Annotated in this window: 17 protein-coding genes and 2 pseudogenes; 7 read left to right on the top strand and 12 right to left on the bottom strand. The window is 54.6% G+C overall.

Features of this window, described 5'->3' with window-relative positions; translation table 11 throughout:
- Together AB6724_RS21855 and AB6724_RS21040 are read right to left on the bottom strand one after the other, a co-directional pair.
- On the bottom strand, positions 1-2,069 hold a 2,069-nt coding region (locus tag AB6724_RS21855), incomplete at its 3' end, for an SPM autocatalytic domain-containing protein (protein ID WP_500683336.1).
- Positions 2,066-2,323 (bottom strand): hypothetical protein, encoded by a 258-nt coding sequence (locus AB6724_RS21040; protein WP_369340494.1) that lies wholly within the window; start codon positions 2,321-2,323, stop codon positions 2,066-2,068. The genes AB6724_RS21855 and AB6724_RS21040, both read right to left, overlap by 4 nt.
- A 417-nt stretch (positions 2,324-2,740) precedes the next feature.
- On the opposite strand from AB6724_RS21040, the pseudogene AB6724_RS21035 reads away from it, so the two are divergent.
- Positions 2,741-3,361, top strand: a pseudogene (locus AB6724_RS21035) (IS110 family RNA-guided transposase); the annotation flags it as partial.
- A gap of 419 nt (positions 3,362-3,780) precedes the next feature.
- On the opposite strand, the gene AB6724_RS21030 reads toward AB6724_RS21035, so the two are convergent.
- From AB6724_RS21030 to AB6724_RS21000, 7 genes and pseudogenes are all read right to left on the bottom strand, one after another.
- A complete protein-coding gene (locus AB6724_RS21030; protein WP_369340496.1) occupies positions 3,781-4,050 on the bottom strand; it encodes a hypothetical protein in 270 nt (89 codons plus the stop codon).
- A gap of 165 nt (positions 4,051-4,215) precedes the next feature.
- Positions 4,216-4,605: pseudogene (locus AB6724_RS21025) on the bottom strand (TniQ family protein); the annotation flags it as partial.
- The gene (locus AB6724_RS21020) at positions 4,602-5,534 is read right to left on the bottom strand and encodes a TniQ family protein (RefSeq protein ID WP_369340495.1); all 933 of its coding nucleotides are present in this window, start codon (positions 5,532-5,534) and stop codon (positions 4,602-4,604) included. The gene AB6724_RS21020 and the pseudogene AB6724_RS21025, both read right to left, overlap by 4 nt.
- 25 nt (positions 5,535-5,559) lie before the next feature.
- Positions 5,560-6,525, bottom strand: a complete 966-nt coding sequence (locus AB6724_RS21015) for a TniB family NTP-binding protein (RefSeq protein WP_369340493.1) — start codon at positions 6,523-6,525, stop codon at positions 5,560-5,562.
- A 3-nt stretch (positions 6,526-6,528) separates the two neighbouring features.
- Positions 6,529-8,481 (bottom strand): TnsB C-terminal domain-containing protein, encoded by a 1,953-nt coding sequence (locus tag AB6724_RS21010; protein ID WP_369340492.1) that lies wholly within the window; start codon positions 8,479-8,481, stop codon positions 6,529-6,531.
- Positions 8,447-9,112, bottom strand: coding sequence for a TnsA endonuclease N-terminal domain-containing protein (locus AB6724_RS21005; RefSeq protein WP_369340491.1), 666 nt, complete (start codon positions 9,110-9,112; stop codon positions 8,447-8,449). The genes AB6724_RS21010 and AB6724_RS21005 overlap by 35 nt, the downstream gene beginning before the upstream one ends.
- A gap of 242 nt (positions 9,113-9,354) precedes the next feature.
- Entirely contained in the window at positions 9,355-9,603 is a 249-nt protein-coding gene (locus tag AB6724_RS21000; RefSeq protein WP_369340490.1) for a DNA-binding protein, read from the bottom strand.
- Between the two features lie 51 nt (positions 9,604-9,654).
- Between AB6724_RS21000 and AB6724_RS20995 the strand changes: the two genes are divergently transcribed.
- Positions 9,655-10,140, top strand: coding sequence for a helix-turn-helix domain-containing protein (locus tag AB6724_RS20995; RefSeq protein ID WP_369340489.1), 486 nt, complete (start codon positions 9,655-9,657; stop codon positions 10,138-10,140).
- Positions 10,141-10,143: 3 nt separating this feature from the next.
- A complete protein-coding gene (locus AB6724_RS20990; RefSeq protein ID WP_369340488.1) occupies positions 10,144-10,806 on the top strand; it encodes a hypothetical protein in 663 nt (220 codons plus the stop codon).
- Between the two features lie 180 nt (positions 10,807-10,986).
- On the opposite strand, the gene AB6724_RS20985 is transcribed toward AB6724_RS20990, so the two are convergent.
- A complete protein-coding gene (locus AB6724_RS20985; protein WP_369340487.1) occupies positions 10,987-11,319 on the bottom strand; it encodes a HigA family addiction module antitoxin in 333 nt (110 codons plus the stop codon).
- Positions 11,320-11,466: 147 nt separating this feature from the next.
- Between AB6724_RS20985 and AB6724_RS20980 the strand changes: the two genes are divergently transcribed.
- Entirely contained in the window at positions 11,467-11,868 is a 402-nt protein-coding gene (locus tag AB6724_RS20980; protein ID WP_369340486.1) for an antitoxin Xre-like helix-turn-helix domain-containing protein, read from the top strand.
- Positions 11,869-12,169: 301 nt separating this feature from the next.
- Positions 12,170-13,422, top strand: a protein-coding gene (locus AB6724_RS20975) for an IS3 family transposase (RefSeq protein ID WP_439329909.1) whose coding sequence is annotated in 2 segments (ribosomal slippage) — positions 12,170-12,497 and positions 12,497-13,422 — 1,254 coding nt in all. Because the reading frame shifts where the segments join, the coding sequence is not laid out codon by codon here.
- Between the two features lie 711 nt (positions 13,423-14,133).
- Here AB6724_RS20975 and AB6724_RS20970 read toward each other — a convergent pair.
- Positions 14,134-15,987, bottom strand: a complete 1,854-nt coding sequence (locus AB6724_RS20970; protein ID WP_369340484.1) for a methyl-accepting chemotaxis protein — start codon at positions 15,985-15,987, stop codon at positions 14,134-14,136.
- Between the two features lie 451 nt (positions 15,988-16,438).
- On the bottom strand, positions 16,439-17,062 hold the full coding sequence (locus AB6724_RS20965; RefSeq protein ID WP_369340483.1) for a tyrosine-type recombinase/integrase: 624 nt from the start codon (positions 17,060-17,062) through the stop codon (positions 16,439-16,441).
- Positions 17,063-17,300: 238 nt separating this feature from the next.
- On the opposite strand from AB6724_RS20965, the gene AB6724_RS20960 reads away from it, so the two are divergent.
- Both AB6724_RS20960 and AB6724_RS20955 read left to right on the top strand, forming a co-directional pair.
- On the top strand, positions 17,301-17,630 hold the full coding sequence (locus tag AB6724_RS20960) for a hypothetical protein (RefSeq protein WP_369340482.1): 330 nt from the start codon (positions 17,301-17,303) through the stop codon (positions 17,628-17,630).
- A gap of 118 nt (positions 17,631-17,748) precedes the next feature.
- Positions 17,749-18,135: a hypothetical protein gene (locus AB6724_RS20955; RefSeq protein ID WP_369340481.1), complete on the top strand. Its 387-nt coding sequence runs from the start codon at positions 17,749-17,751 to the stop codon at positions 18,133-18,135.
- Positions 18,136-18,252 lie beyond the last annotated feature (117 nt).

The raw sequence follows: 18,252 nt of genomic DNA, 5'->3' as shown, positions 1-18,252 counted from the left end.
AGCGTGTCGTTGCCCGCACCTCCGTCGAGGATGTCGTTGCCATCACCTCCGTCGAGATAGTCGTTGCCCGCACCGCCATACAGGATGTCATTCCCTGCGCCTGCACTAAAGCTGTTGCCTGCAGCATCGCCAAGGTAAATATCTGCCTTGCTCGTGCCGCCTGTGGAGCTAGCCGTCAGCACATCAAGGGAAGTCAGCACTGCCTTGAGTGCCGGGTCTGACCCCATGCTCTCTGCCCAGGCGCCCAGCATTCCCAGTCCGTTGAACCCTACCGACAGCAGAGTGGATTGGGCATAGCGATTGAGTTCGACCAGATCTGTTAGTGCCTCTTTCGCATTGGTGGCCTTATGAGTTTCAAGCTGTGCGGCCAGGGCTGATGTGTCAAAGCTCAAGCCGTTTTCGTCGATATGCAAAGCGATGCTATCCAGATAGGGCTTGAGCCGTGTCTGCAGCACCAAGGCGCCATAAATGCTTTGCTTCAGTGCTTCGTAGCTTTGCTGCAGCAAAGCCAGCTGCCCAGCCGGCGGCGTAATTCGGTACTCATCCGTCAGCACAATCACACCAGGGCCGCCCGAGCCTTGTGTAAGTGTGAATCCCGCAACCGGGGTAGCGGCAGCTTGGTAGAAGCGCTCACCATTAAAGACCTCCAGCACCCCAATGAGATTGCGAAACTGGGCCTCGGACACGCCTGTAGGTAAATTAAAGACTACGTGAACCCATTTGCCGTCTCGCTCCAGGCTCTTTTCGATACTGCTCCAGAAGTCGCTGCTCTTGGCCCAGTCGGTGATGAGTCCATCAATGAGCGCCATTTGAGCGTCTCGAGTGCCAGCTTGGCTGAACGCCGTCAGGCTGCTAGCCAAACTGGTGCTCAAACTCACTGCCTCTTGCAAATCCCTGACCCGTCCGGAGCCTTGCATCCCAGGCAATGCCTTGGCTTGTTCGGTCAATGGAACAGCGGTCGTAAATTCTCGATAGAAGTTGTTGGCCTCCAGGTCGACAGCACCAGCCGTCATCTCGGCGGCCGCAACTGTCAGATCCTGGCCATTGCGGGTGTAGCTTGCGCTTTGGGCAATGAAGTTGCCGTTGACCGTAGTGCCTGCCTGGCTGCCACCCGTTGCGTTGGAGGCACTGCCCTTCACACTGATGCGGCTGATACCCAACTCATCCAGAGTAAACAGCTCTCCATCATCAGAGAGACCGTTCTGGTTCAGATCCCGCCAGACCTTGACCTGATTCCAGGCTGCATCTGAGCTGGTGAAGTTGCCATCCGCATCGCTGTCCAGGTCGGCCAATGCATCAAAGCCATTGGCAGCTTTTTGGCCATTGCTCTTGATGGTGTTTTCGCCAAAGAGTTCCAGCCCCGACGTGATCCGACCATCGCCGTTGACATCCCGCACCAGGATGCCGTCATCAGCGCCAAGCCATCCGGTGCCTGTCTTGATGCCATCGCCATCATGGTCAAACAGGATCTGTCCATCAACGCGCCGCAATTCCAAGCCATCACCATCGAGGTCAAGCATTAAGGGGTCTACAGGCGGTCGCCAACCCTTTGCATTGTTCCAGCCAATATTTGTTGCGTTGCCGATAGACCCCGAGTTGAACCAATCCTTCAACTCAACTGGGATAATTTCACCCAATATCAACTCTGCATTATTTAATTTTTCTCGGAGATAATTTTCTATTTTCATTGCATGAGAGAAAATATTATTCAATATCTTCGAATCGGGATCCGTTGTCAATGTAGCAAGGCCCGAAATAGCTGCCATTCCTAGCGCAAGCACAGCAACACCAGGAGCTAAAGCCACACCCGTTGTGGCCGCAACGATAGTCCCAAAACCAGCAATAAATCCCAAGCTAGTTGCCGTGTAAGAAAGCATTCCCGTATTAATATCAATTCGCCCTGCTATTGGAATATATATTTGCGTATTCGTATCTAATTGCGTCGCAGAAATTCCAACACCAATAGTGGCAGCAGAGTTAATTGCGATTGCCGCTGTTCCAGGCCCCTCACCAGCAATACGACCAAACTGTTGTAATGCAATTTTAATAGCTGTAGATGTAAAGCTCATGAGAAATCTCTAAGATAGATTAAAAAAGAAAAAATTAATATTACTGGAATGGGATATGCCATTGGAATAAAAAAGAAAAATATCGCCAGCACTTTAAATGGGAAAGTCCAAAAAGGCTCTGATATTCCATAAAACATCTCCTTTAATAAATTCTTGGATTTTTCAACTGGTAAACCGTATGCCCCTCCTAACAATAGAGAAGCAATAGATATAACAAGCCATTCAACCAGTACTATAGAAAGTAGCATGCTCACTCCACGCGAGAGAAGAATTAAGGATAATTTACTGTTCATTCAAATCAAGCAGAATGGTATGTTGATGCTTACCATCGAGGTAAGACTGCGTACCGTATGTGAAACCAATCCATTGATTTAAATGGTGCAAAGATGCTATTTTTTCCACTATATCACCTCATGCACCAACATAGAATTTTTTTAAAAGTATGCACGCACTCCTATTAAGATGATTGCTTTCATAAAAATTCAATTATTAAATCCCAAAAATCATGCTCCCGTGAATCGGCGTTGTTGCATTACAGGGACTTCCCATCGATGCAAGTGCGAATAGGTAACTTTTGACTGACCTGTCTGCCAAGACGATCCAGGTGCTTGAAACGAGGAACAGACTGCGCATCTACAGACGGAGTTAGGCACGAGGTGTGCGCCCTCAGGTTTGGCGTTGTGCTACCGCAAAGCCCCAGAGCCTTGCGCGCCCATTTGCACGATATCTTGGAAGATGTGACCAATGACATCGCAGGCGCAGCCCGCATTGCTCTGCAGCGTGCACTCATGCATTGACAAGATCTCGATGAACATCTTCACGGGTGTGAGCAGCGTATTGCCGCTCACTGTAAAGAAGATGCGCAGGTGCAGCGAACTGCCGCCATTAAGGGCTTGGAGCCACTCACTGCATCAGCGGTTGTTATCACTGTCGGCGACTTCAGGCAGTTTAAGAACGGTGCACAGTTTGCCGCCTGGCTTGGATTGACACCTCGGCAAAACTCCAGCGGGGGCAAATCCAATCTAGGTGCCATCACCAAACGAGGCGATAGCTATCTGCGCACTTTACTGGTGCAAGGGGCCAAAGCCGCAGTGCTGACCGGCAAACACAACCTTGATCCCATCTCTCAATGGGTGATGGCCTCGAGGCAGCGCAGTGGCTGGCAAAAGGCCGCCGTGGCTTTAGCCAACAAAAATGCACGCATCCTGTGGGCCCTCATGACACAGGAGCGTACCTACGAAGCAGCCCATATCAGCGAACGCCCTAGATCACCAGTCTCTGCCGTAACCTAAGACAGACACGTCAATATGCCAGACTTGAAATCAAAGATGCAATGAGCAGGTCAGACCAGCAGCAGGCAAACTCGGTTGTTGCATTGTGAGTCGCAAGACGTCACGAGAATTTAATGAAGCCCTGCTGCGCGGTTTGTCTCTGGGAGCGCACACCTCTTGCCTAACCCCGTCTGTAGATGTGCAGTCTGTTCCTCGTTTCAAGCACCTGGATCGTCTTGGCAGACAGGTCAGTCAAAAGTTACTGATCCGCACTTGCATCGGTGGGTAGTCCCTGTAATGCAACAACGTCTTGACCATGGAGGATTGCCAGCGCATTCTTCAGCCTCCGGCAGCAACTCTAACGTCCAAAACAAGTGAGCTGCTATTGGCATTGCATTTGAGCCACTACCTACAATCGGTAAAGCATGCAGACGTCTCGATTACTTCTCGCGCGCACTTCTCCCTCCATAGAAGCCTGGGTGATTCCGCAAGGTCGCATTACGCTGGCTTCGCCTTGCCTGGAGAGACTGGTTGGAAAGCAAAAGAAGGTCATGCGGTAGCACACCCATCTTCTTGAAGCGTGTCAGGCTATTGAGAGAGTGTCTTTTGGCATTACCTGTGATGAAAAAGTGCCGATGAAAAATGGCCGCCAGCAAAGCCCTTCCATTTTCAAGAACAGTCTTCTCCCATCCTGCTACAAGTCCTTCCATCAAGGGATGTGGTGTACTCTCCCAGCCCGTATCCAAGCGCTCAGCACACTGCAAGCAATGGCCCAGATGTGCCACACCCTCTCGCTTCAAACCCGCAATGAGCATGTCTCCAGGTAACTGCAGCTCACACCGACAATGAGGACAACGCTCGCCTAGCAAGCAATCGTGAAGAGGACACCAACGCCAGGCTTTGAATCGCCAGTGCAAAGGGAAATACTTGCATCCGGGCTCATGCAAGCACAACGGGCAGTACCTGTATCGAGGCTTGCCATTCTTTGTCCAGAGCAATAAGTCCTCCCCCTTGGGATCGATGCTGCGGACACCGGAGAACATGTGCGCGGCAAAGCCAAAGGATGAGGCGGCCTGTCCGGTTACGTGAGCCACATTCCAAAGAGCGTTACCCACCAACGTCTGGTCCGGATCGTGCTTTACAGGCAACCCTACGTACGCCATCAACTCCCTCACTTCTACGCCTTGACTCAATGCAGCCCGGGTAAGCCAAGAGGCCGGACTTTCGTGACCGTAAATAGGAGGAATGCCAACCAAACGTCTCATGCGGCAGCCTCGTCAAACAGGTTCAATTGCCCCAACTCCGGATATCTGCGGACCACGATATCCATTTCCTTCTGGCCAAAGATCTGCTGAAACAACTGGCGCCCAATCGCTTGATCCCGACGCCCCGTCGGACAAGTAATCAAGCCAATGAGCGGTGCACGCGCGACCACAGAGGCCCAAGCTCCCCCATGCTTGGGCATGCCAGTGAAGGCTTGAAGACGCCCTAGTGCCCGCTTAACAACTTCTTGCGCTTCAGCAGGCGCCAGACAACGAGACAGCTCTCTCGGACATAGCGGTGACCATGAGCTTCGCAGCAAGCCAAACGCATAGAACACTTGCATCCATCCATCTAGCGACAAGCCTGTGATCCATGCCGGGACGCCCGTGTCGCCAGCACACTGCGTCAATCGCAACGAAGCCTGCAAAATGCGCTGGGCACAAAGAAGTTCAGGTGCTGCCAAGACGGCCTTGTCTGTGGAGCCCAAGTGATGACGGCATCCACCCCACTGCACGCCCTTACGATCCCATTTGATCGCTGCCTGGCATTGAGGACATCGACCTGTCAGACACAAGCCATGCTCCAAGCAGCATGTCGAAAGTGTCAAATCCCACACGTCGAGCAAGTATCCCTTCTCATGAATGCATTGCGGACATACCTGAGGCTGGTTCGTCCGCAACACCCCTGGCTGACGAAACAGGTGTCCATAGCATGCCCTTCGCGCCCCCATGGAGCGCGGCAAGATTGCAGGTAGACGATGGGCCAGCCTCGCTTTGTCGACGCCGAACCATTGAGCAAGCCGGGGGGCATGTACTGCCTTGAGACGCTCCGAAGCTCCCATCCCAAGGAGCCGATGCAGGGCTGACAGTCGCCCCCCGTTCATGGCCACAGAGCGAAGGCAAAATCCCAGGCCGGATTCGTCTTCAAGCAACTCGCTGCAGATAGGAAATTGGCTTTCAGACAAAGGGATTGCTCCTCAGGGTTGCTTCCCCAAAGACTCGCTGGAAGGCGCTGGAGAAAGCGTCTTTGTCCACGGCGGAGCTGCCGCCATCAAACGCGACAAGGATGGCCTCCGTCATCAATCTCTTGAACGCGCGCAGATTTCCCTCCGTGGCCAAATGCAGGCGCATTGCGACTTCAGGGGCATGCACGTACCCAAGATCAAAAGACCGGCATTGCTTTGCAAAAGCGCGCACAAAGCCCACCCAGTTCCCGTCCGAGGGGAAGTTTTTCATCTCCTCGCGGATAGGAACCCGCGAGGCGAGATGTGAAGCAGCATCAGGCAAGGTATCCAGCTCAGAGGTCCCGGCCAGTACCAAACTGATGTTGCATTCATCCATGAGTTCGCGGAGAAACTCCGTCGCATCGTTTTCCCACTCGTTGCTGGCAGAGGTCCGCCGCGGATAGAGCAAGTGATGCGCTTCGTCGATCCAGATGAGGCGTGTCCTGCAATTTTTCAGAGCGTCGAACAGAAGAAAGCGACGCATGTACAGCTGCTTGCCAGAACCACCGGCAAACGGATACTTGAGCGCCTTCAGAATGCCCTGGACCAAATGTCCAGTCTTCGGCTTGCTTTGCATCCGCATACCGATCGCGGCGAAGTCCTGGGAGAAAAGTGCAGACTGAGGCAACGAGGCCTGGAAATATCTGAACGAAGCAGTTTTGCCAACCCCGCTGGGGCCGACCAAGCACATTCCTTGAGGCATGCTGAACTCCGTCCCCAGCTGGAATAGCCGGTCCAGCGCCTTCAGAGCACGAACCGCATCCGGAAACAGCACAAACGCTCGATCAGCTTCAGTTGCCACGCGCAAAGCCCCCACGCTATACGTAGACAGGCGACGAGCATCAAGTGCCAGTTGCTCCGGATCGGGAGCATCGAGCTGCATGGACTGGTCGAATACCTTGTTTTGGTCGTTTCGCATGATTTAAAACGCAAGAGATTCGAACTCTGGGATTTCTTTTTCAGAGATTCGATATTCACTGGGAACAATGAGTTGCTTCGATTCGGAGAGAGGCAACTGAAGTGAGGAGCTTTGGCCCGAAAGAACTTTGTGGGAGCTCATATCGGCATAGCGCCCAGCAAGCAACGCATCTGCCCGCCCGCGATGATTTGTCGCCTCCATCCAATGCTCATGCAAGCGTTGACGAGACGCCAACAATGCCTCATGCCGCTCTGGAGAGTTCAAGTCAGCCTTTGCGAACTTCCTGATCAGTTGGTGTTGGTTGAAGCTCAACCCCTTGGCATAGACGGGCCATCGGCATACAGCGTCATGCCACGACCTCCCGTCAGGATCCAGCACCTTCATGATGGAGATGTCATCAGGGTCTAATTTGCACAACAGCTTTTGCTTCAGCCCGTACTTCTTGACAATGTCTTTGAAGGCATAGCTTCCATAAGGTAGGCCATAGAATTCGATGCCCCCTTGCCGCAGTGTCAGCTGCTTTGCCATCCCTGATGCCAAGGTGAGCTGCTCCAAACTGCCTGGAAAGGTAGCCGGTGGGCTACGCTGTATTCCTTCCGCAAACAGCTCATAAGGCGTAGCCATCTTTCTCCAGTTGGGCTGATGTGGATGCACATCCACCACAAACATGAGCAGACCCCGGACCAAATCACTAAAGGTGATGGACGCATCCTTGTAAGGATCGATCCTGGCCACGTTGGCTACGGTTTTGGTGATGCGCCCTCTCATCAAAGTCAGGGTGTTCAATGTCGAGAAGAAGCGCTCAACGTGGGGCTTTAGCCATGGTGTCCTGACGCGGCAATACATCAGGTCGACACCCAGAGCCATCGCCATAGTCTTGAAACCGAATGAGTGGAACTCGAGACCGTTGTCAATCACCCACTCATCACCGAGGCCCATCGATAGCCAATCGTTTTCGAGATTGAGCCCCTGCAAAAACGGGTCCTTGGGCCGGAGGGCATTACGAACTACCCCACATACCGAAGTCAATCCGGGGCCGTAGAAGGAAAGATAGAAGCCGAGGATGTAGCCTGAGTACGCATCAATCATCACCGTCAAAACAGGCCTGCCCAAGGGCAGCCCTGTTCGGTCACAAATCACAACCCAGTTCAACGGGGTATGGTCAATCTCAACACGCTGGTACGGATACGCAGCTACTCCCTCCGGGAAGGCCGTTCTGCAAACTATCCGAGCTCTCGCCACACCTTCACGAGCAGCAACTCGCGTATACAGATCAATGTCCTGAACTCTGCGTGCCAAAGTTGGAAAGCTCACCTGAGCCGTGTCTTGCTCCAACTGACCGCTCTTAACCAAGCGCTTGAGCTCGCTCTCAAGCTGGTCGTGGGTAAACCTCAAAGAGTTCTTCTGCGGAGTTAGGTAGTGCTGCTTTAGCATCCTCCAGATAACGTCTTCCACAGAGTCGGTCAAGCGGCGTGCTCTCTTTCGCATGCGGTGCTTGTTAACTAAAGCAAGTGCGTTATTTCCCGAGATTTCATAGTTGCGCATCCAGAGCATCACAGTGGTTGCCGACGGAACCGCCTCGCCTCTAGAGTTGGCCAACTTGGCGATGGCTTCTTCGATCTTCTTGCGTTGCCCTTTTGTAATGCCCTGCCGTCGCAGGCGACTGACGTAATCAAGTCGGCGCTCCATTTCGGCTCTCTCGTACTCCTTCAAGGCACTTAAATCCAGCACGGAAACCACTGTTCTATTAGCAAACTGGCCTTTGGGTGCACCTCCCAGCACCACTTGGTATTCCTTGCTATAGATTCGATGGATAAGTTCGGCAACGCTCAAAACCAGAGCCCGGCGGGTGATCACGTCCTCGAATTGGTATTCACGATCCGGTAATTCCCTGGTAAGTTCCAGGGTCCGTTGGCCCGCCCTAAGCGTCAAGCCAGTTTGCAAAGCGAATTGCATGGTCCCTCCCCGAAACAGATTGCTCGAACAAGCGCACCTTCGCATCGCCTTCGTAGCGCAGGTCGGCGCTGAGCAGCAATTGACGACGCGTCACCATGTAAAGCATGGTTGCTTGGCTGACTCCAGCCTCAGTGAGCTCGTTCACTGATAGCCCACGGCCGCCCACTCGCTCCAATAGCGTCTTGCATTTGTGCATCGCCTCGGCGTCACAACCCCCTTTGGCATACCGGCGGATATAAAGCGCACGCTCCGCAAGTCCCTCGCGACGCAGCACGGTGTCCAGCGCTAGCAGGAAGGGGATGCCAGATGCGCTCAGCTTCAGACGAACTTGCTCAAAGTGCTCCTGGAAAGAGGCCACAAATTTCGCAGGCTTGACTTCGACTACCGCCCGTGAACCATCCAGGAAAGTCACTAGGTAGTCAGGTGTGTACTTTCTTCCAGTCGGAAGAACGAGCTTGAAAGGCTGAGATCTGATTGATGTGACAGTGGGGAAGAGCGCGGCGCAATGCACAAAGTCGCGCTCAACAGAGGAGTCAGCTTCGATTGCATCAGGCTGAAGGTGTGGAAGGTGCAGCAAACGCACCGTATGAGCAGGCGAGCGCCGAACCACTTTTCGCGAGGATGGCTCCATAAGAATCTCCGAACAGCGAAGAACACTTGCCGTCAGCAGTTGTCACTGCACCACTTCACCGCATTGCTAATGGCAACGGCGAGGGAGGCAACAAAAGACGGCAAAGAATTCCCCTTCCAACCCAAAATTGGAATAAAGAAAACTTGACAACCGGAGGGTACTGTTAGAGACTAGGAATGCGAGCTGATATTTTTTTCAGCACTCCAGCCGGTCACTTGAAAAGGTGGCTGGCTTTTTTTATGTCATAAGACCTCCTTGTCTGTCTGCGAAAGCAGTACTTCGCGGATGTAATCTGGCGCACAAGTCAAAGAAGGTGCAGCCTTAAGGCCAAGCGCCACAGCAATCTTGAAGCTCTGACCTCTTGACGCCTTGTTTCGTCCCGAAAGGACCGCATAGACCAAGCTCTCGGAAAAGCCATAGGCCTGTGCCCAGTCCCTGATGGAGATGCCATGCAATGCAAAATTTTCCTTAATATCAAGAGGTGATCGCATGACAAAAAATAAAGTTTTCTTGTATTATTTTAGATAAAACACGCTTCGTCAATGAACATCGCAAGCCTACTCAAGTTGCAGGAACACCTTGGCAGCCGCCTCAAGGCAGCTCGCCAGGCTCTTGGCTGGACTCAAGCTCAGCTCGCCGAGCTCGGCGAAGTCAGCAAGGTGACGCAAAGCAGCTACGAAACTGGCCAAACCGAGCCTACTACGGCATATCTGCGCTCCATACAGAGCTCCGGCATTGACCTCAATGAAGTCCTATACGGGGTCAGTAGCTCCAAGCTGGAAGCCTTCGGAGGCAGCCCGGTCTTGATTGATTGGAGTAGGCTTCAACAGGCCTTTGAAGATGTTGAATTCTTCTGTCAACGCTTCGCACCAGAGTGTCCTAGTACGTACAAATGGAAGATGGTTGCGAAGATCTATGAAAATTCGCGGACCTTGACCGAAGCAAGCGCAAGTCAGTCACGTGAAGTGTTACAGGCACAGACGATGCGAACGTTGTCTGATGTGTGGCAGGAACTTGGAAGAGCGTAGGAAATGACTCCAGCTCAGAAAGCCTTGTTTGACGAGGCCATATCGCTGGCATCGGAATATGAACTGAACTTCAAAGAGGCCAGCATTGCCCTAGGCGCTGAGCCGCGGCACTATGTTCGAGTCCGTGAGATTCCAGGCAGCTTGAGGCTTCATCTGTTTAACTGGCACAGGCTCCGAAAGATCCAGACACTGCGCCGACTCCTCAATCAGGAGCCAGCAGTCACAAACGACCACCCCGTTGTGCTCAAGCTTGAGCGAGTGTTCACCAAGCTTGAATTCGGAATGCTCTTTGGCAGTCCAGAGGAGCGTTACCGTCTTCGTACAAATGTGCTCCGACGCAATGTTCAACTTTGGGACTTGCATGCGGCATACCGCTCGCTAGCCGTCAAAAAGACAACCACGGTCATCACCTATCGTGAATTCCGCGCACAACAGTTGCGCCTCTTCAGCTGGGCCAAAGACCTTTCTATTGGCGCCCTTCTTGCGCTGTATCTTCTGATTTTCTATAGCGCAAAAGTTGAAGGATGCATCACTTGCTACCAGCTCGGTTGGGCCTTTCTCGCTCACTACATCATTGCAGCCACTGTGATTGCATGGTGGCTCGTACGGGACTCCACCAAAGCCTCTGCTGTCTTGAAATCTCTGGGGTGTATCCCGTCACAGTAGGCAGGCCTTGAGATTACAGACTCACTCCAGAAAGCTGGTTGCAGCTTTGCTCCCTGGCCAAAAGACAGTTCATCTAACCTTGTCGTGAGCTGCTTTTTAAGCACCGTGAAATTACTGACCTAGCTCACGCGGTAAAGCTGTCGCCGTGCACGCTCATTGAGGGCCCTACAAGTACATAGTTTAGACAAGCTCTTGCATATCAAAAGGCTCAAGACGAGCAATGGATTCGTCGTTGGACGTTTCAGCCTTGCGCAGCTCGTAGGTGCTCTGCAGGCTCAGCCACATCTGAGCAGATGTGCCGAACACCTTGCCGAGACGCAGAGCCGTATCTGCTGTGATGCCACGCTTGCCGTGCACGATTTTGTTCAGCCGTGCAGTCGTAACTTGCATACGAGTGGCCAACTTGCTGACAGATAGGCCCATCGGGGCAAGGTACATCTCTTTCAGTATTTCGCCCGGATGCATGGGTGACATGCCGTTGTGGCGTGCAGGGATCATCTGTTCCTTCGACATATCAGCTCCTTATGCCGATTGGCTCCACTAAATGGACAAATTAGCTTGCCCGTACCAATACGGGGGATGTAGTCCAATTCCTTTCGCCGTTGATCATTCCCCGCTGAGTTGAGCGTAAGCTGTCAACAAGCATCTCCGGAGATCACGATGGCATCAGAACCCAATTCCGGTCCCAGTGCAATGGCCGTCTTGAGTAAGGCGACTCTCAAGGCTGCAGAGTGCTTGGGACTGAGTCACGCCGAACTGGCCCAGTTCCTGGGCATCAGCGAGTCGTCAGTCTCTCAATTGGTAGCTTCCGAGCGCTTCATTGATCCGCGCGGGCAAGAAGGCGGATTGGCTTTGATGTTGCTTCAGATCTTCCGTGCGCTTGATGCACTTGTTGGGAGTGATGCGGATGCTCGCATCACATGGATGAACGCGTATAACAAAGCCATCGGTGATTTGCCTAGGCACGCGATCCAGACGCGCTCAGGCTTAAAGCACACCTTGGCATATCTGAACAGTTTGGTGGTTGGAGCCTCAGGCGGACAAGCAATCCGACTTCAATGAGTCGCGCTAGTCCTTAGGCTTCTTCATCCAATGCAGGATGAAGCTGGTAATGATGACCCCCAGCAGAGCGAACACAGAGAGATAGTTCAAAAAAGTGCTAAAGCTGACCTGTACAGGCTGAGTCATGATCTTCTCCCGAGCCAACTGATGATACGGCATATCACTAGGGTATGCGGCACGGATAATCTACGACAAATACCTCCAGCCTCTATTCCTGAGGTCCTGACATGAATGAGATAGCCCCCTGAATCCCCGGACACGGTCCATCGCTTATCTTTCACATAGGCATAGGACTGTGCATATGACTAGGCATACCGAGACTATTGAGGTCATCACGCGAGACCAGCGCCGTAGGCGCTGGTCTGCCGCCGAGAAGGCAGCATTGGTTCGCAGAACATACGAACCTGGCATGAGTGTGTCGCTCGTGGCCCGCCAGGAGGGTGTATCTGCCAGCCTGCTTTTTACTTGGCGCCGGCTCGAACGTGAGGGTGCGCTGGTTGCAGTGGGGGCCGGCGAGGCCGTGGTTCCTGCATCCGAGCTGGCAGCTGCCCGCGCTGAGATTGCCAAACTACAGCGCATATTGGGCAAGAAGACCTTGGAGAACGAGATTCTCAAGGAAGCCGTGGAGATCGCCGCTGCAAAAAAGTGGATTGCGCGCTCACCCTTGTTGCCAGGGGACGGTCAATGAAGCCCGTCTGCCTGGCACTGAGCGTAGCGCGCTCGAATCTGCACGTTCGGCATCACCGGGCCAGTGAGTGGCACGACGGCCGCAGCCGCCGTACAGCCAACCACGATGATGAGGCACTGTTAGCTGACATTCGCCGCCACATTGCCGAATTGCCCAGTTATGGCTATCGCAGAGCAGGTGCGTTGCTGAACCGCGAGCGACGCTCGCAGGGCCAAGCTGCGTTGAACCACAAACGCATCTACCGCATCATGGCCCGGTATCAGCTGCTGTTACCCAAGGCCCCCAAACGACGTCACTCAAGCCGTACACACGACGGCAAGGTCCGTGTGCCGATGAGCAATATGCGCTGGTGCTCTGATGGCTTTGAGATCATGTGCGACTCGGGTCAGACCGTCACCGCCACCTTCGCCAAAGACTGCTGTGACCGGGAGATTCTGGCGTGGCAAGCATGGGAAGGCAAAGGACTGCCTGGCGAGCCAGTACGGGAGATGTTGATCGAGGCCGTGGAGCGCCGCTTCGGTGCTGCCCGAGTTGTGCCTCAAGGGCACGAGTTGGAGTTCCTTACTGACAACGGCAGTGCCTACATCGCGAAAGAGACGCGCAGCATTGCCAGGTCACTGGGATTGAGGCCGGTCACTACGCCGGTGTGCAGTCCACAGAGCAACGGTATGGCGGAGAGCTTCGTCAACACCTTCAAGCGTGACTATATGAGCCGAATGGATCTGCGGGATGCGCCCACCGTGCTGGCCCAACTGGCCGATGCGTTCGAGCACTTCAATGAAATCCATCCCCATTCGGGCCTGAAGATGATGTCGCCCAGGGAGTTCCGAAGAAGGCAGAATCTGCTGGTGGCCCAGCAGGGCTAACGTAGCGACTGGACTGTGTCTGGGATTACGGGGGGCAAGATCAGCTGTGAATGACTCAGATCAGCCTAAAGCTGCCAAGTCCGCTCAAGGGCGGCTTCGCAGCGATTGCCGCTGCTCGTCGCCGCAATGCTTCCTAACGGTCACCGTCTCATACCAGCCATCCGAGCATTGACGCGGGCGACTGCCCAATGACGGGTTTCAGGTGTGCAGGGGACAGCGACCATCAAGTGCAGGCAGATAGGTCGCTGGATGTCCGCAGTCACATCGTGCGAACAGGAGCTTGCGACCCGTTGCCGTCAACTGAGCTTTGACAACCGATGCCTGGTATGGGGCGATTGCTGCGGCTCAAGGCTGCATCGTGACTTATCGGTCACCCATCAGCAGTCAAGATCATGAGCGTGACGAGGACACGCCTATCATAGGCTAGGCCATAAAAAACGATGCCTCCTGGGGAGCATCGCTTCCTTGTTGCTGATCTTGGCAGGGATAGCTTTGGGGTCGAGGCTATTGATTGTGCCGTACCGACGACTCACGGCTCAAGCCGATCAAGCGTTCTCCAGGACGCTCGCTAGCGTCCATGAAATGTACCAGTGAGCCGGATGGCGGTCGTATCAGCACTCAAGTTTGAGGGAGGAGCTTCTTATCCTTCTCGAGGCCTTGGGGAGCAAACGCAATTCTAGTTTTGACCTGTCGGGGTTTTCCGGGGGGGCATCAAGAGATGCCAGCCAACCGCAGATCGGCCAGCCAGCCGGTGCCTTCGCTCGCATCGTGGGCCTGTAGCTTGAAACCGGCTACCACTTCGGCCAGCTGGTGCGCCTGCTGCTGCAGCGACTGCGCCGCTGCCGTGGCCTGTTCCACCAGCGCGGCGTTCTGCTGCGTGCTCTGGTCCATCTGGGTAACGGCGCTGCCGACCTCGGCAATGCCCCGGCTTTGCTCCTGGCTGGCATTGCTGATCTCGGCCACGATGGCCGTGACGCGGTTGACACTGTCCACCACGTCCTGCATGGTGGTGCCCGCCTCATGCACCAGGCGACTGCCCGTGCTGACTTGGCTCACCGAATCGTCGATCAACGCCTTGATTTCCTTGGCGGCCTCGGCCGAACGCTGCGCCAGCTGGCGCACCTCGGACGCCACCACAGCAAAGCCGCGGCCCTGCTCGCCGGCGCGCGCGGCCTCCACGGCCGCATTCAGCGCCAGGATGTTGGTCTGGAAGGCGATGCCGTCAATGACTTGGATGATGTCCACGATACGGCGCGCCGAGGACTCGATGCCGCCCATGGTCTGCACCACCTGGCCCACCACAGCACCGCCTTGTGTGGCCACTTCGGAGGCACTGCCCGCCAGCTCGCTGGCTTGGCGCGCGCTGGCCGCGTTCTGCTGCACAGTGGCAGTGAGCTGCTCCATAGCGGCCGCGGTCTCTTCGAGCGAGCTGGCCTGCTGCTCAGTGCGCGAGGACAGGTCCTGGTTGCCGCTGGCGATCTCGCTGGTGGCAATGCGCACCGACTCCGAGGACTGGCGGATGCGCAGCAGCACGGCGGCGATCTTGTCGGTGAAACGGTTGAAGGCCGTGGCGATCTGGGCCAGTTCGTCCCTGCCCGCGGTATCCAGGCGCCGCGTTAGATCGCCCTCACCCGAGGCAATATCCTCCAGCGCATCGCGCACGACGAAGAGGCGGCGCAGTAGACGGTTCACGCTGGCCGACAGCAGCGCCACGGCCACCGCCACGCACAGCGCCGCGATCAGCATCTCCATCTGCAGCAACTGGCGTGCGGCGGCGGTGGCCTCGGCTTTGTCCACGGCCACGCCCAGCAGCCAGGGCGTGCCATCCACCCGAGACGTATAGACCAGCTGCGTTGCGCCATTCACGTCCACTTCGGCGCTGCCGCCGTCCTGCGCCAGTTTCTGCAGCAGCCCGGCATCGAGCTGCGGCGCGATGCCGGTGGAGGGCTTCATGACCAGTTCCGCCTTGGCATAGGCCAGGATGTTGGACTGCCCGTCCAGCAGGAAGGCGAAGCTCTTGCCCGTGGTATGGATGGAGTTGACCTTGCGCGTCACGGTATCCAGGTGCATGTCCGTGCCAACCACGGCCGTGTACTGGCCGGCCGACCCCACAGGCTCGACGAAGCTGATCGTCAGCTTGCCGGTGCTGGCATCGATGTAGGGCGGTGTCACACCGGGCTTGCCGGCCTGCACAGCCTGCTTGTACCAGGGACGCTCCGTACCGACATAGTTCTCGGGCATGGGATGGGCGAACACATGGGCGCCGCTGGCATAGACGAAATAGGTGTCGTCGAAATCGCCGGCCTGCTTAGCCGCCAGCAAAAAGGGCACGGGTTCCTGCTTACCCACTGCCTGCTGCAGTGAGCTGGTGATGCGCTGCTTGTCTCGCACCCACTCGGCCAGATCATCGGCATGCAGCTTCGTGAGCTGGCCTATGCGCTCGTCGAGCGAGCGCTCGGTACCGCTGCGCACTGAGAAAAAGGTGGAGAGCGCCAGGGCAAGCAGGGAAAGCGTGGTGATGGCTACACAGATACCGATCAGGCGAGCGCGCAGGCTGTTGAACATGAAAACAATTCCACAAAGCGTAATAATTTGTACGAAATCAATGTACCTTGATTCAGGTCATGGGAAATTCCTCGTGAGGGAGGCAATTTCCCTAAGACCTTTCAACTAATCTGATAGCAGCTACGTTATCAGTCACGTGACTCATAGACATGCACTGACTACAAGGAGCAGACCGCCAGGGTCAAGTGGCAGCAAGTCGAACTGGCTGCAGCCCACAAGAGCATTGTGAAGGGGCCGTTCAGGACAGGCGGTCTTCAACGACCGGTGTTGGCGGTTGCTGCCGTTCAGGCACTGGACAGCGAATGGCTCGGTTTAGCTAGACGCAGTCAGCGTCGGGAACACGTCTGAGGTCTACTTCTGGCCGAAAGCACAAATTTGGCCCAGCGCCGTATTGCAGCCGTTGAAGACGGCCACCTGACCGCAGTTTTCGGTGTGGCCGTCAGCGGCAGCTTCAAATCTCCGTCTGTTCAGAGATCTCAAGGGCATCGTCGACTTCGATACCCAAGTACCTCACTGTTGACTCCAGTTTCGAGTGGCCGAGCAGTAACTGCACAGCGCGCAGGTTCTTGGTACGGCGGTAGATCAGTGTCGCCTTTGTCCTGCGCATCGAGTGTGTCCCGTACTCCCTGCGGTCCAGGCCTAGCTCGTCAACCCAGTGACCGAGGATTCGGGCGTACTGCCGTGTCCCCAGATGTGGCGATTCGTGTAGCCTGCTTGGAAACAGGAAGTCCTCTGATTTCAGCCCAGCCAGCCTGATCCAGGCTTGCAAGGCGTCACGGGCAGCCTGCGTGATCTCGAACTGCACTGGACGCTGAGTCTTGTGCTGCATGACGACAGCGCGCGATGCCACCTGGTCGCCGTGGCATACATCCCGAACCTTGAGGGCGACGAGGTCGCATCCTCGCAGCTTGCTATCGATGCCTAAGTTGAAGAGAGCAAGCTCGCGTACCCGGCCTTCCATCTGGAGCCTTACGCGCAGCGCCCAGATGTCCTTGAGCTTGAACGGAGCCTTCTGCCCGACGATCTTGCCCTTGTTCCACGGCTCGCGATGAGCGGTATTACCTGTGGATCCCATGATGGTCTCCCATCGAGTTGAGGAGCGCACAGGATGCGCTGGCTTCGATTAGCCTGAGCGACTAGCGACGCTCGGCTGCTACAGCCTTATGACCTCGGCTTCTTGGCGTAGCCATGAATTCAACATCTCGGCCATGAGCAGTCACTCGTTCATTGGCTTTTTTGTCTACATGCTTATATAGTTTTACGCGAAGTAGGCATGCCTCATACATGTCATCTAAATCCAGTTAGACTTCTCAATGAAATCAGTACAAATTTCACCAAAAGTTGAAAAGCAAATTCTGCAAGGCGTTCTGAAGGCCATTGAAACCAAGCCGCCTGTTACCCGAATCAATAAGCTCAAAGAAGCGCTTATATTGCTCGGGTTTGGCATCATTTTTTTCTTTCTCTTTAAAACCTTTGGATCTTCGCGCTGGTTCCAAGAACTCTTTCCATTCGCAACATTTGCATTCGGCATGGTCTTCATGCACATCTTCATTAAAGCGCAGCAAGTTTTCCAGTGGCCGGTGATTGGTCAGTACGTAGACAGAGCTAAGGTTGAGACTCGCCTACGCGAACTTATCGTCTAACTGTCGGGTCCCGGATGACGGCTATGGGTCGGCCAGAGCCTGTGCAGCCGGCCAACAGCAGACGTTCTTCGACAGTGACATATAGTCATGCATGTTTTCTGATCTAGATTGGCATTACATGAAACAGAAAAACGTCCAACAGCAAAACCAAATAACTGAAGACATGATTCGTCGTGTTGCCAGTTACTGGAGATTGAATCCGTTGCCAGTAGCACTCATCGATTGCGCCTCAAGTAGGGATGTTGACTGCATGAATGCCATCATCCTTGATTTTGGCGTTGGCGAGTACGGTTCGCCAGAGCTTGAGGGAACTCTGTTAACCAGCGAGGGGCGGTTCATCAAGTTTGAAATTGAAACTGATCGCGACCATACGTCTATCCATTCTGTGCTGACATGGCGAGACATAACCTCGACGCAAAATTTTGGCACCAGAAATCGTGGAACTGGATCAGGCTACGGCGCTCTGGCCTTAAAAATTCTGCAAGAGATGAATCAAGACCCATAAAATTTGGATCGCGATCCACTAGTCGCACGAATGTCTCATATGGGTCTACAGGGACTTTCCGGCAAGTCAACCGTTGACCTTGCATATTTCTGCCTCCGTCGTTGTTTAATCAGCGAT

Source organism: Comamonas guangdongensis (assembly GCF_041079535.1).
Lineage (GTDB): Bacteria > Pseudomonadota > Gammaproteobacteria > Burkholderiales > Burkholderiaceae_C > Comamonas > Comamonas guangdongensis.
The sequence above is the reverse complement of the archived record's forward strand: the minus strand, read 5'-3'. Positions and strand labels throughout refer to the sequence as shown.

Coding starts and splice junctions, on each gene's coding strand:
- AB6724_RS21030 (WP_369340496.1), bottom strand. CDS start 4,050: ATGGAAGGACTTGTAGCAGGATGGGAGAAGACTGTTCTTGAAAATGGA.
- AB6724_RS21015 (WP_369340493.1), bottom strand. CDS start 6,525: ATGCGAAACGACCAAAACAAGGTATTCGACCAGTCCATGCAGCTCGAT.
- AB6724_RS21010 (WP_369340492.1), bottom strand. CDS start 8,481: ATGCAATTCGCTTTGCAAACTGGCTTGACGCTTAGGGCGGGCCAACGG.
- AB6724_RS21005 (WP_369340491.1), bottom strand. CDS start 9,112: ATGGAGCCATCCTCGCGAAAAGTGGTTCGGCGCTCGCCTGCTCATACG.
- AB6724_RS21000 (WP_369340490.1), bottom strand. CDS start 9,603: ATGCGATCACCTCTTGATATTAAGGAAAATTTTGCATTGCATGGCATC.
- AB6724_RS20995 (WP_369340489.1), top strand. CDS start 9,655: ATGAACATCGCAAGCCTACTCAAGTTGCAGGAACACCTTGGCAGCCGC.
- AB6724_RS20990 (WP_369340488.1), top strand. CDS start 10,144: ATGACTCCAGCTCAGAAAGCCTTGTTTGACGAGGCCATATCGCTGGCA.
- AB6724_RS20985 (WP_369340487.1), bottom strand. CDS start 11,319: ATGTCGAAGGAACAGATGATCCCTGCACGCCACAACGGCATGTCACCC.
- AB6724_RS20980 (WP_369340486.1), top strand. CDS start 11,467: ATGGCATCAGAACCCAATTCCGGTCCCAGTGCAATGGCCGTCTTGAGT.
- AB6724_RS20970 (WP_369340484.1), bottom strand. CDS start 15,987: ATGTTCAACAGCCTGCGCGCTCGCCTGATCGGTATCTGTGTAGCCATC.
- AB6724_RS20965 (WP_369340483.1), bottom strand. CDS start 17,062: ATGGGATCCACAGGTAATACCGCTCATCGCGAGCCGTGGAACAAGGGC.
- AB6724_RS20960 (WP_369340482.1), top strand. CDS start 17,301: ATGAAATCAGTACAAATTTCACCAAAAGTTGAAAAGCAAATTCTGCAA.
- AB6724_RS20955 (WP_369340481.1), top strand. CDS start 17,749: ATGAAACAGAAAAACGTCCAACAGCAAAACCAAATAACTGAAGACATG.